We start from the raw sequence: 12,689 nt of genomic DNA on the forward strand, positions 1-12,689 counted from the left end.
TTTGATAATATTGAAATTATATCAGTGCTTTTCTTTTGTAAAGGTAATCCACTCAATCCTCCTTTTTCTAAACTATTTTTTAATCCAGATACTAATGAGTGGTCCAGCGTTGTATTAGTTGCAATTACTGCATCTATTCTATGTTTGATCAATTGTTTGGAAATATAAATTATTTCTTTCATTGATAGATCTGGTGAAATTTTAATTGCTATAGGAACATATTTTAGGTGTTTTTCATGAAGTTCTTTTTGTTTTTTTTTTATTTTGTATAACAAATTTTCTAAAAGAACTCCGTATTGTAATTTTCTTAAATTTATAGTATTAGGTGATGAAATATTTACTGCAATATAGCTTGCATAACAATATATTTTTTCTATACATATCAAATAATCATTAACTGAATCTTCAATACTGGTATTTTTATTTTTTCCAATATTAACACCTATTATGCCCTTAAAATTAGATTTTTTTATATTATAGATCAAATTATCTATTCCTAAATTATTAAATCCCATTCTATTAATTATAGCTTCCGTAGGAATTATTCGAAAAATTCTAGGCTTTGGATTTCCAATTTGAGGTAAAGGAGTAACAGTACCCACTTCAATAAAACCGAATCCTAATTTTGATAAAGAATTTATATATTCTCCATTTTTATCTATTCCTGCTGCAGCGCCAAGTTTATTTTTGAAAGTTAGACCCATGCATTTAATTTTTTTTGATGGTATTCTAGTTTGATAGAAAAAATTAAATATTTTAATATTTTTTGTATTTAGATATTTTAGTGTTAAAAAATGAGCTTTTTCCGGTTCTATTAAAAATAACAGTTTACGAATGAAATAATAAAACATTATAATCCCTTTTTTATATAGAATAAAATTCTAAAAAATAGAATAAAAAATTTTACTAAAAAAATAAATAAAATAATTTTATTATATATATTATTTTTTGAAAAATTGATAACTTTTTTATTTATGTTATATTTTTAAAAAAGAACTTAAAAATATTTATTTTTCTATTTTATTAATTTCAGTTTTCTTTATGATTGTTGCATATAGTTATGGTATACAAAAAATATATAAAAATAGTAGAATAAAAAAGCAAAAATACTATGAAACAATATGATTATCCAATAGTGAAAACATTGCTTGATACTGATGCATATAAACTTCATATGCAACAAGCTGTTTTTTATCACTATTCAAATGTAAATGTAGTTGCAGAATTTATTTGTCGAGAAGATAATTTTCTAGGTTGTTATTCAAATATTTTATTAGAACAAATTAGCATGATGAGTTCTTTGTCTTTGAGTCATGAAGAATATGCCTATATTAGTTCTTTTCCATTTTTTAAGAAAGAATATTTACATTGGTTAAGAAAATTTCGTTATAATGTTTCACAAGTAAAAATAAAAAATTATCATGGTCAATTACATATTCGTATAAGTGGACTATGGAAGGAAGTTATACTATGGGAAGTTCCGATTTTAGCTTTAATTAGCGAGGTTTTTCATGGAAATTTTTCTCCAGAAATTACTTTTAAATCTGCTTTGCAATATTTAGATAGCAAATTAATAAAATTTTCTGATGATACGAAATATATAGATTTATCTCGTTTGAAGATTGTTGATTTTGGCACAAGAAGAAGATTTTCTTATGATGTACAATATGCTGTTATTAAAAGATTAAAAAGTAGCTTTCCTTTTTTAATTGGTTCTAGCAATTACCATATAGCTCGTATATTAAAAATAAAACCAGTAGGAACACAAGCTCATGAATGGTTTCAAGCACATCAGCAAATTGTAAAAAATTTAAAAAAAAGTCAGATTTTGGCATTGAAAACATGGTTATATCAATATAAGAATGATTTAAGTATTGCTCTTACAGATTCAATTAATATGGACGCTTTTTTACGAGATTTTAATTTATATTTTACTTCTTCTTATCAAGGTATTAGACATGATTCAGGAGATCCTGTCAAATGGGCTGAAAAAGCTCTTAATCATTATGAGAAACTAGGAATTGATCCCTGCACTAAAACATTGTTGTTTTCTGATAATTTGAATTTTAATAATATTATATCTTTATATAAAAAATTTAATAAAAGAATTAATGTGATTTTTGGGATAGGAACGAAATTGACTTGTGATATTCCATACATAAAACCATTAAATATTGTTATTAAGCTAGTAGAATGCAATGGGAAACCTGTTGCTAAAATATCTGATAGCCCAGGAAAAACATTTTGTTTAGATCATAATTTCTTAAAACATTTATGTGAAGTATTTAATGTACAGCTAAAAAATAGATAAAATAAAAATTGTTTATTTGTTTTATTAACATGCAAATATATAAATATTTTTTAAAGTATTTTTTAAAATTTGTGAATCAATACTAATATTGATAAAATATAAAAATGTTTTTCAAAAATTTATTTCTATAAAATTTTATTTTTTCAAAATAAGTAATAATATAAAAGGACAGATTTTATGAATACAGTATCAATATCAGATATATATAAAGATGATATTATGGTAAATAGTTTTATTACTGTATGCGGATGGGTGCGGAGTCGCAGAAGCTCAAAATCTGGCTTTTCTTTTATTACTGTCTATGATGGTTCATGTATTGATTCGATACAGGTGATTGCAAATAACAATTTATGTAATTATTATGAAGAAATATTGCATTTGACAATCGGATGTTCTGTTATGCTTACTGGAATATTGATATTATCAATTGGAGATAAACAAAAATATGAAATTAAGTTAAAAAAAATCAAAGTTTTAGGCTGGATTGAAAATCCAGAAACTTATCCAATATCTGCTAAAAAACATAGTATAGAATATTTGAGGGGAGTAGCACATTTAAGATCTAGGACAAATTTAATAGGTGTGATAACTCGAATAAGAAATCATATATTTCAATCGTTGCATCATTTTTTTTATAAAAAGAATTATTACTGGGTTCCTACACCTATTATAACTAGTTTAAATACAGAAGGTACTGGAGAAATGTTTCGTGTTTCGACATTGAGCATGAATGATATTCCTAAAAATAAAGATGGATCCGTTGATTTTAAAAAAGATTTTTTTGGACAAGAATCTTTTTTAACTGTTTCGGGACAATTGAATTTAGAAACATATGCCTCTTCTTTATCTAAAGTTTATACCTTTGGTCCTACTTTTCGAGCTGAAAATTCTAATACTAGTCGTCATTTAGCGGAATTTTGGATGCTAGAAGTAGAGTCAGCTTTTTCAGATTTAAATGATATATCAGATTTTGCTGAATATATGTTAAAATATGTTTGTAAATCTCTTTTAAAGAGTTGTATGTCTGATATTAATTTTCTCAAAATTTATATTGATCATAATATAGTTAGTCGTTTAGAAGGATTATTATCAGTAGATTTTATACGTATAAATTATATAGATGCTGTGAATATTTTGATTAACTCTAAAATTCAATTTAATCAACCTGTTTCTTTTGGTATTGACTTATCTTCTGAACATGAACGTTTTCTTGTAGAGAAGTATTTTAAAATACCAATAATAATAAAAAATTATCCTAAAGAACTAAAAGCTTTTTATATGAGATTAAATGATGATAAAAAAACAGTTGCTGCAATAGATTTATTAGTTCCTAATATTGGAGAACTAATAGGTGGTTCTCAACGTGAAGAACGCATTTCGATTTTAGATGAACGTTTATTAGAATTGGGATTAAAAAAAGAAGATTATTGGTGGTATCGAGATCTTCGTCGATATGGTACGGTCCCGCATTCAGGTTTTGGGATGGGTTTTGAACGATTGATTTCTTATGTTACTGGAGTGAAAAATATAAGAGATCTTATTCCATTTCCACGCACTGTTAATAATGCGCAGTTTTAACTATACATGCAATATTTACTGAATAATTTTTTTATTTGAGTATTTACATACGAATACAGAATGCAAAAAAGCAATATTATCTAATAATATATTCATGCTTGATTTAAATTATTTTTACTAAAAGGTAATGTAAAAAATTATGACAAATCATAAATCTTTGGCAATTATAATACCAATTTTATTAGCTGCTAGTAATGGAGTGAATGCTTTAGAGATATTTAATAAAAATGGTAATAAACTTGAATTATATGGTAGTATTAATCCTCATCATGAATTATCTCATAGTTTCTTATCGACTAAAATTACATCTCATAACGATGATACAAATGCTATTTTAGGTCTTTCAGGAGAAATGAATATTACAGATGAACTTATAAGTTATGCTACTATTGAATATAGAGCTAATCTTTCTTTACCAGAAGAATTATTAAATAAACAACAATCTAATGCTATACGTTTGGGATATGCTGGTTTCAAATACGGAAATTGGGGTTCGATAGATTATGGTCGTAATTATGGTGTTTTTCATGATGTACAATCATTAACTCATCATACGCCATATATTAATCAAAATAGTGTATTTTCTTATAATGATAACTATATGATAGGCAGAAGTAACAGTCTACTTACTTATAAAAATAGCAATATTTTTGGTTTAGTTGACGGAGTTAGTTTTGTCTTGCAATATCAAGATCAATCTAAAAATATAGAAGAACGTCAGCAAAATGGTTCTGGTTGGGGTGCTTCTTTAAAATATGAAAGTAATGTTGGACTTACTGCTATTGGTTCTTTTTTTTCTTCTCAAAGATCTGCATTCAATAAAATTAATCAAAATGAAACACTTCCTTCTGTAGGAGCATATGGTTTAGGTTTTAAATATGACGCTAATGATATATATATTGCAGCTTTTTATGGTGAAGGACATAATTTAACACCAGCCCATAATATTATTAGTCAAAATAATTTACCTAATGACGAACAACCATATATCAATAGAACACAAAATATTGAAGCCATTGCAGAATATAACTTTCATTCTGGATTTCATCCTTCTTTGAGTTATTTGGATTCTAAAGGACAAAATACAAATATTAAAAACTCATCCAGTAATCAAGATTTAGAGTTAGCGAAACAAATTAATATTGCTACTCGTTATGAGTTTAATAAAAATATTTCTACATATATGAATTATAAAATTAATTTATTAAAGAATGATAATTTTATGAAGACAAATAATGTTATAGCGGATAACACTATTGGTGCAGGAATAGTTTACCACTTCTAATTTTGTTAAAATGTATACATATTTATTTGGAAAATAATTTAAATTTATTAATAATATTTAAGAGTTAGAACTTTCTACTGTTGTATAAATAGAGAAATCTATTTTTATATTTAAAAAAATCATTAATTATTGAATAATATAAATTTCAGTAGAAAGGGCTACTCTTAATAAAAATAAAATATTTTTCTTATATAAAATATTTTTTAATAGCGAATTCTGTAATATCTGTGTAATAACAGATTAAACATGTTTTTTTATTTTATTGAAAAAATTTTTGTTGTTTTATAAATACTATCTCTCCTGTTTTTACTAGAATTAATTCTATTTTCAATAGAAAAGGTTCATTTTTACCAGAAATAGAACCCCGAAGATAATATTTTATATTATTATTACGAGATAAAAGAAGTGCCGTACTAGTATCTAATGTTTTTTTTGTATTTAAAATACCTAATTTTTTTTTGATTTTTTTAATTATTTCTTTTTCAACAAAAAAAATTTTTTTATTTTTTTGGGAAAACTTTTTTTTTATTAAATTTGTTAATTTTTCTGTATCCATAAATATGCTTGTATTATTTTCTAATACATCGATAAAAAATAATGTTTTTTTTAGAGTAATTATATTATTAGATTTTAATATTTCTAAAATAATATTTTCTATAGCTGAATCAAATTTTAAGGGAATAAAATTTAATTGCGGTGTTAAAAAACTTGAATTTTTTGTTTTTATAATATTTTTTTCTATTTTATTATGAAAAGAACAACTACTTATCAAAAAAACAACAAACATTATAAATAATAAATATTTGTTCAAATTTAACCCTTATATTATAAAAATTATGCAATTTTAAGAATTTTAAAATAAAAAATAATCATGAAAAAGATTTGAGTTTCCTCCCTCCTAATAAATGCATATGAAGATAATTGATCTCTTGACCGCCATTTTCATTACAATTAATAATAATTCGATATCCTTTTTGACTAATATTTTTTTGTTTTGCAATATTGACAGCAATATAAAACATATGCGCTATAATCGATTGATTTTTTTTATTAATATCATTTGATGATCCAATAAAAATATTTGGTATAATTAATATATGTACAGGTGCTTTTGGTTTTATATCTTTAAAAGCAGTGACTTTTTCATCTTGATAAACAATATCTGCTGGTATTTTTTTCTTAATAATGTTCTTAAAAATTAGACCGTCTTGCATAATTTAAATTCCTTATTTTTATGTTTTCTTGATATATTCATCCATTTCTGTTTTAATATTTTCAGATCTAGTTCCAAAAACAATTTGTATCCCTGAACCTGAAATTATCATTCCTGCAGCACCAATATTTTTTAAATCTTTTTGATTGACTTTTGAAATTTCTAGAACTGTAATTCTCAATCTAGTAATACAAGCATCTAGATTTTTAATGTTGTTTTTTCCGCCTAATGCATTAATAATATATGGTGCAATTTCATTATTATTTTTTTCTAATATATTGTTTTTTATATCTTCTCGTCCTGGTGTTTTGAAATTGAAATTGACAATTAACAAATAAAATGAAATATAATATAATAATCCATAAAATATTCCAATAATTGGGAAAAGCAATATGTGGTTACTATTTCCACTCAATATTATAAAGTCTATCAAACCATGTGAAAAACTAGTACCTGCACGCATATTTAAAAAAATACATAATGGGAAAGATAGACCTGCTAATAAGGAATGAACAATATACAGTACTGGAGCAACAATAATGAATGAAAATTCAATTGGTTCAGTAATACCAGTTAAAAAAGCTGTTAATGCCGCTGAAATCATAATACTACCGATTTTATTTTTATTTTCTTTTTTAGCTGCATGCCAAATTGCTAAAGCTGCACCGGGTAGACCATACATTTTAAAAATAAAACCTCCTGATAAATTTCCGGCTGTAGAATCACCAGCCATATATCTTGCAATATCTCCGTGAAAAACTTGTCCTATAGAATTAGTGTATTCTCCAATTTGCATTTGAAATGGAACATTCCAGATATGATGTAATCCAAATGGCACGAGTGCTCTTTCTACTAATCCATATAGAGCGAAAGCAAGAATTGGATTTTGATATGCAGCCCATTCAGAAAAAATTTGAATTCCATGACCAATTGGAGGCCAGATAACAGATAATAATATTCCGATCAATATAGCAGATAATCCTGAAATAATAGGAACAAATCTTTTTCCGGAGAAAAAACCTAAATATTCAGGTAATTGAATACGATAAAATCTATTAAACATATAAGCTGAAATTGTACCTGCGATAATTCCGCCTAATATACCAGTGTCAGAAAGATGTTGATTTTTTATAACATCAATAGTTGTATGTAAAATAATTGGTTCAACTGCAGTTAATGTCTGAATTAAAATGCTATAAGATACAACTGCAGCTAATGCTGCAACACCATCGTTCTTAGTAAAACCTAGCGCCACCCCAATTGCAAAAATTAATGGCATGTTGCTAAAAACAGAACCTCCTGTTTGAGCCATAATTTGAGAAAGAATATCTGGTAATAAACTAAAACGTGCAGATCCTACGCCTAGAAGTATCCCTGCAATAGGTAATACAGAAACAGGTAACATAAGTGATTTACCAACTTTTTGAAGGTTTGCAAACACATTTTTAAACATATGAAAATTCCTTATTGTATATAAAAATTTTAAGAACAATTATAAATAATAAATATTATATTTTCTGAAAAATATTATTTTGATTAATTACAATATTATAAATGAAATAGTGTATGAAAATTATTTGTTGTGATTTTTGCAAGCGCATTTATTTCTATTTTTTTTAAAGAGGAAATTTTTTTTGCTATGTAAATTAAATGTGCGGGTTCGTTTTCTTTTCCTCGATAGGGAGATGGCGATAAATATGGTGAATCTGTTTCTATTAATAGACGGTCTAGTGGTATTTTTTTAATTGTTTTACAAATTTCTTCAGAATTTTTAAAAGTAATTAATCCAGAAAAAGAAAGATAAAAACCTATGTCTAATAATTTAAATGCAGAACTAGAATCCCCAGTGAAAGAATGTAATATTCCTGTACATTTATTTGCATTTTCTTCTTTTAATATTTTTATAGTATCATCTATGGAATTTCGTGAATGTACTATAATTGGTTTTTTTAATTTTACTGCAATTCTAATATGTTCACGGAAAAAATCTTGTTGTATTTTTTTATTGTCAGATGAATAATAATAATCTAAACCAGTTTCACCTATTGCTATTACACGTTTTATAGAAGATAATTCTTTTATTTTATTCGATAAATTTTCTAATGTATGAAAATCATCGAATGTTTTTTTGCAATTTAAGGGATGTATACCACAAGAATAAAAAATAAATTTATATTTTTTAAATAATTCTTTTATTGTATAAAAATTATTTATAGAAGTTGAAACTGTTAAAAATTTTTTTACATCATTTGCATAAGATTTTTTTAATATATCATCTATATTTTTATGTAATGAATTATAATTTAATCTATCAAGATGACAATGTGAGTCAATGAAGAACATAATTTTATCTCGTATAAAAATTTATTTTATAATGTACAATCTAATATTTTTTCCCATCTAAGTAATTGATCCAATAACAATAATTCATAATTGATTCCAGGTATGCTTAGTAATCTATTTTTACAGTGCATCCAGTTACGAATGCTAATATCTAAAATGATGTTTTTATAATTACAAGAAAACCATTTGATTATTTTTATTTGATCAGAATTGATTAAGTTCTTTTTTTCATGAAAATTAAATTTAATAGCATCAAATAATACAAAACATATCCAATCAATTTTCAATGTACTATTTTTTTCTTTTAATAATGGTAATATTTTTAATAAGTTTTTATTTTTGATAGAATTGTATAAACATTCATAAAAATTTATTCTTTCTAGCCATATTTCACTATTAATAAATTTTTTTGCAGATAAAGGAGAGCCTTGATTTATACGTAGTGCTGTTAAATATGATCTATTTTTTTTTATATTTTCTTTTTCTAACCATTCTAAACTATCTTTTTCTGTTGGAGTAAATAATTTATAGATAATACAACGGCTATTTAGTGTGGAATGTAAATTTAAATTTTTATAATTGACAAGAAAAAACCAAGTCTTTTTAGGTGGTTCTTCTAACGTTTTTAAAAAAGCATTTATTGCTGATTCTGTTAGTTTTTCAGTATCTGATAAAAAGATGACTTTAGATCCGCCTTGTTGAGGGCATTTAAATATTTTTTGGTTAATATCTCTTATATTTTCTATACTAAAAAAATTATTTTTTTCAATTTTAAACTGATGCAAATCTGGATGAGTATTTGATGATATCAATTTACAACTGTAACATTTATTACAGGAATTTATTCCTGTCGGTTTGAGACACAATAGCCACTTACTAATAAACCTAATTAATAATGATACTCCTATGCCTCTTTGCGTTTTGATTAAAATCGCATGATGAGCTTTTTTTTTTGATATTGCTGTATAATATTATTATACGGTTGTATTAACCAGGGATATAATTTCATATAACTTGTTCATTGAGCCAATTTAATATTTTTTTTGTGATATCTTGAGTTACTTTTTTAATATTCAAATTAGCATTAATTATTATAGTTTTTTTATCTAATTTGATATTTTTTAAATAACATTTTCTAGTTTTATTAAAAAACTTTAAAGATCTGCTTTCAATTAAATCTAATGAATTTCTTTTTAATGCTCTTTCTAAACCAATTTTTGGAGATACATCTAAATAAACAGTTAAATCTGGAATAAAATTATGTAAAAATAAAGATTTTAATTGAGAAATGATTGTTTTTTTAATACCTAAACCTCCACCTTGATAAGCTAGTGAAGATAAATCATGACGATCAGAAATAACCCACATTCCATTTTTTAGTGCAGGTTTTATTTTTTTTTCAACTAGTTGTATTCTTGCTGCATACATTAATAATAATTCAGTTTCTTTAATAAGATTGTCAGTGTTAAATTTTTTTTTTATTAATTTTCTTATATCTTCAGCAATAGGTGTACTGCCAGGTTGACGTACTAATAGTATATTTTTAATACTATATTTTTTTAATATGTTTTTAACACATAAACATGCATGAGTTTTACCTGCACCTTCTAGACCTTCAATTACAATAAATTTATTTTTTATCATTATTTTTAAAATATTTACTCTCTAATTTCAAAAATGTTTAGTTTATATTAAATTTATATTTTTAAAAATTATAAAAATATTCTATTTTTATCTTGTAAAAAATATAATAGTTATTTATTTTATTGAACAATAGTTATTAATAAAATCAATAGATTGCTGTATTGTATTAATTTTTTCTGCTTCTTCGTCTGATATTTCAATATTAAATTCTTCTTCTAAAGCCATAATTAGTTCTACTGTATCAAGCGAATCCGCACCCAGATCATCTATAAACGATGCATTATTAAAAATATCTTCTTCTTTTATATTCAATTTTTCAATAACAATTTTTTTTATACGTTCTTCAATACTTTTCATTTTTATTATTTCCTTAATTTTCAAAATTAATTGATATTTTAACTATTTAAAATACATGATTTTAAATATTTAAAATAATAATTTATATTATATCATATACATACCACCATTTACATGTAATGTATGACCAGTTATATATGATGCTTGTTTTGAAGCTAAAAAAATCACAGCATCAGCTATTTCTTCTGGTCTTCCTATTCTTTTCATCGGTATATTAGATAAAAAATTTTTATACTGTGTTAAATTTAATGTCTTAGTAAGATCAGTTTCGATTAAACCTGGTGCAACAATATTAACGGTAATACCTTTCGATGCTACTTCTAATGCTAATGATTTGTGAAATCCCACTAGTCCTGATTTAGAAGCACTATAATTACTTTGTCCTTTGTTACCTATATCAGCAATTACCGAACCAATAGTGATAATTCTACCTTGTCTTTTTTGAATCATCGATCCAATAATAGATCTGATAAGATAAAAAATGGATGATAAATTAATTTTTATTACATCTTCCCATTCTTGATTTTGCATTTTTACTAGCAAATTATCTTCTTTAATACCAGCGTTATTAATTAATATGTCAATAGAGTATTTTTTTTTATAAATATATTTTATTTTTTCTGTAATAGAATTAGTATCTTTTAGGTTCAAAATAAGACCAAATCCATTTTTTTTTAAATAGCCATTAATTTTTTTTACTCCATTTTCAGTAGTTGATGTTCCAATTACTTGAATTCCATTTTTTATGAGTTTTTTTGCAATTGCTTTTCCTATTCCACGATTTGCACCTGTTATTAACGCAGTTTTTTTATTTTTTTTCATTATTTTTTTTATTGATTTTTTTAAAAGCTAGTAAAAAATTTTTTAAATTATTTGTACTAAATGAAATAATATTTTTATCTTCTTTATTTAAATTAGATAATATTTTATTAGGACCTATTTCTAACATTATAAAATTTTTTTTAAGTTTTATAAAATCGATAATCTCTTTCCATCGTACAGTGCTATAGATCTGTCTAACTAATGCGTTTTTGATTTTTTTATGATTAACTTCAGATTTGATATCAACATTATTAATAATTGGGACTTTTGGTGGTTTTATTGTAACAATTTTTAAAATTTTTTTTAGCTTATAAGATACGGATTGCATTAATTTAGAATGTGCAGGTATATTAATATTAAGTGTAAATATATATTTAGCACCTAATTTTTTAAAAATTAAACTAGCTTCGCTTACAGCAGATGCATCTCCTGAAATTACAATTTGATTATGGGAGTTCACACTTGCCAAGGAAACAATTTTTTTTTTTTTGATATTTCTGAACACACAGTGTCTACTTTATTTTGATCTATACCGATAATTGCTTGCATTAAAGTAGGTCTATTTATATTTATTTTCTGCATAAGTTCACCGCGCAAGAAAGCAATTTTCAATGCATCAGAAAATCTCATTGAATCCGAGCATACCAATGCGGAATATTCACCAAGGCTATGACCTAACATGAATGATGGAACCGCTCCATTTTTATTTTTCCAAAAACGATAGATTGAAACTGATGAAGTTAATATTGCTACCTGTGCATATTTACTCTGATTTAATTTTAATGAAGGTCCTTCTTTTATTAATTTAAACAAATCAAAATGTAGGTGATCTGATGCTTCATTAAAAGTTTTTTGAAAAATATGATTAGTTTTATAGAAAAATGAAGATAACATACCAACATATTGAGAACCTTGTCCTGGAAATAGCATTGCAAACAAAGTCATTATGATCACCTTATTTTTAAAATACAATCTTATAATATACTTATTAAGTATTTTTATATCTATTTATTAATATCATTTCATACGAATATTTTTTATTATATATTTTTTATAAATATTAAATATGTTTAATGTTTTAAAACGTTTTGAATAAAAATTATAATGTTAATGTTTGATATATTTTTTATATTAAA

At 24.5% G+C, this 12,689-nt stretch carries 14 protein-coding genes; 3 read left to right on the plus strand and 11 right to left on the minus strand.

Annotated elements, in window-relative coordinates; all coding sequences use genetic code 11:
* On the minus strand, positions 1-851 hold an 851-nt coding region (pyrD, locus tag ACTP5B_RS01630), incomplete at its 3' end, for a quinone-dependent dihydroorotate dehydrogenase (RefSeq protein WP_464829430.1).
* 260 nt (positions 852-1,111) lie between these two features.
* On the opposite strand from pyrD, the gene pncB reads away from it, so the two are divergent.
* The 3 genes from pncB (at position 1,112) to ACTP5B_RS01645 (ending at position 5,174) form a co-directional block, all read left to right on the plus strand.
* Positions 1,112-2,311, plus strand: coding sequence for a nicotinate phosphoribosyltransferase (pncB, locus tag ACTP5B_RS01635; protein ID WP_464829431.1), 1,200 nt, complete (start codon positions 1,112-1,114; stop codon positions 2,309-2,311).
* A 177-nt stretch (positions 2,312-2,488) separates the two neighbouring features.
* A complete protein-coding gene (asnS, locus tag ACTP5B_RS01640; RefSeq protein WP_464829433.1) occupies positions 2,489-3,889 on the plus strand; it encodes an asparagine--tRNA ligase in 1,401 nt (466 codons plus the stop codon).
* 139 nt (positions 3,890-4,028) lie between these two features.
* Positions 4,029-5,174 (plus strand): porin, encoded by a 1,146-nt coding sequence (locus ACTP5B_RS01645; RefSeq protein ID WP_464829434.1) that lies wholly within the window; start codon positions 4,029-4,031, stop codon positions 5,172-5,174.
* Positions 5,175-5,433: 259 nt separating this feature from the next.
* On the opposite strand, the gene ACTP5B_RS01650 is transcribed toward ACTP5B_RS01645, so the two are convergent.
* The 10 genes from ACTP5B_RS01650 to ACTP5B_RS01695 all read right to left on the minus strand — a co-directional run bounded on the left by ACTP5B_RS01650 (position 5,434) and on the right by ACTP5B_RS01695 (position 12,498).
* A complete protein-coding gene (locus ACTP5B_RS01650) occupies positions 5,434-5,985 on the minus strand; it encodes a hypothetical protein (RefSeq protein ID WP_464829436.1) in 552 nt (183 codons plus the stop codon).
* 58 nt (positions 5,986-6,043) lie between these two features.
* On the minus strand, positions 6,044-6,388 hold the full coding sequence (locus ACTP5B_RS01655) for a histidine triad nucleotide-binding protein (RefSeq protein WP_464829437.1): 345 nt from the start codon (positions 6,386-6,388) through the stop codon (positions 6,044-6,046).
* 18 nt (positions 6,389-6,406) lie between these two features.
* Positions 6,407-7,840, minus strand: a complete 1,434-nt coding sequence (ptsG, locus tag ACTP5B_RS01660) for a PTS glucose transporter subunit IIBC (protein ID WP_464829438.1) — start codon at positions 7,838-7,840, stop codon at positions 6,407-6,409.
* Between the two features lie 95 nt (positions 7,841-7,935).
* On the minus strand, positions 7,936-8,730 hold the full coding sequence (locus ACTP5B_RS01665) for a TatD family hydrolase (RefSeq protein ID WP_464829440.1): 795 nt from the start codon (positions 8,728-8,730) through the stop codon (positions 7,936-7,938).
* Positions 8,731-8,756: 26 nt separating this feature from the next.
* Entirely contained in the window at positions 8,757-9,689 is a 933-nt protein-coding gene (locus tag ACTP5B_RS01670) for a DNA polymerase III subunit delta' C-terminal domain-containing protein (RefSeq protein ID WP_464829618.1), read from the minus strand.
* Between the two features lie 46 nt (positions 9,690-9,735).
* On the minus strand, positions 9,736-10,374 hold the full coding sequence (tmk, locus tag ACTP5B_RS01675; protein ID WP_464829442.1) for a dTMP kinase: 639 nt from the start codon (positions 10,372-10,374) through the stop codon (positions 9,736-9,738).
* A gap of 114 nt (positions 10,375-10,488) precedes the next feature.
* Positions 10,489-10,731, minus strand: a complete 243-nt coding sequence (gene acpP / locus ACTP5B_RS01680; RefSeq protein WP_464829444.1) for an acyl carrier protein — start codon at positions 10,729-10,731, stop codon at positions 10,489-10,491.
* Positions 10,732-10,818: 87 nt separating this feature from the next.
* Positions 10,819-11,553 carry a 3-oxoacyl-[acyl-carrier-protein] reductase gene (gene fabG, locus ACTP5B_RS01685; protein ID WP_464829446.1) on the minus strand — a complete coding sequence of 245 codons (735 nt, stop codon included), beginning with the start codon at positions 11,551-11,553 and terminating at the stop codon, positions 10,819-10,821.
* Positions 11,540-12,013 carry an ACP S-malonyltransferase gene (locus ACTP5B_RS01690; RefSeq protein ID WP_464829448.1) on the minus strand — a complete coding sequence of 158 codons (474 nt, stop codon included), beginning with the start codon at positions 12,011-12,013 and terminating at the stop codon, positions 11,540-11,542. The genes fabG and ACTP5B_RS01690 overlap by 14 nt, the downstream gene beginning before the upstream one ends.
* Positions 12,010-12,498, minus strand: a complete 489-nt coding sequence (locus ACTP5B_RS01695; RefSeq protein ID WP_464829450.1) for an ACP S-malonyltransferase — start codon at positions 12,496-12,498, stop codon at positions 12,010-12,012. Before ACTP5B_RS01695 ends, ACTP5B_RS01690 begins: the two co-directional genes overlap by 4 nt.
* Positions 12,499-12,689 lie beyond the last annotated feature (191 nt).

The sequence above is a fragment of the Buchnera sp. (in: enterobacteria) genome (assembly GCF_056343165.1).

Excerpts from the sequence above, each read along its gene's own strand:
- pncB (WP_464829431.1), top strand. The coding sequence starts at position 1,112 with ATGAAACAATATGATTATCCAATAGTGAAAACATTGCTTGATACTGAT.
- asnS (WP_464829433.1), top strand. The coding sequence starts at position 2,489 with ATGAATACAGTATCAATATCAGATATATATAAAGATGATATTATGGTA.
- ACTP5B_RS01645 (WP_464829434.1), top strand. The coding sequence starts at position 4,029 with ATGACAAATCATAAATCTTTGGCAATTATAATACCAATTTTATTAGCT.
- ACTP5B_RS01655 (WP_464829437.1), bottom strand. The coding sequence starts at position 6,388 with ATGCAAGACGGTCTAATTTTTAAGAACATTATTAAGAAAAAAATACCA.
- ptsG (WP_464829438.1), bottom strand. The coding sequence starts at position 7,840 with ATGTTTAAAAATGTGTTTGCAAACCTTCAAAAAGTTGGTAAATCACTT.
- ACTP5B_RS01665 (WP_464829440.1), bottom strand. The coding sequence starts at position 8,730 with ATGTTCTTCATTGACTCACATTGTCATCTTGATAGATTAAATTATAAT.
- tmk (WP_464829442.1), bottom strand. The coding sequence starts at position 10,374 with ATGATAAAAAATAAATTTATTGTAATTGAAGGTCTAGAAGGTGCAGGT.
- acpP (WP_464829444.1), bottom strand. The coding sequence starts at position 10,731 with ATGAAAAGTATTGAAGAACGTATAAAAAAAATTGTTATTGAAAAATTG.
- fabG (WP_464829446.1), bottom strand. The coding sequence starts at position 11,553 with ATGAAAAAAAATAAAAAAACTGCGTTAATAACAGGTGCAAATCGTGGA.
- ACTP5B_RS01695 (WP_464829450.1), bottom strand. The coding sequence starts at position 12,498 with ATGACTTTGTTTGCAATGCTATTTCCAGGACAAGGTTCTCAATATGTT.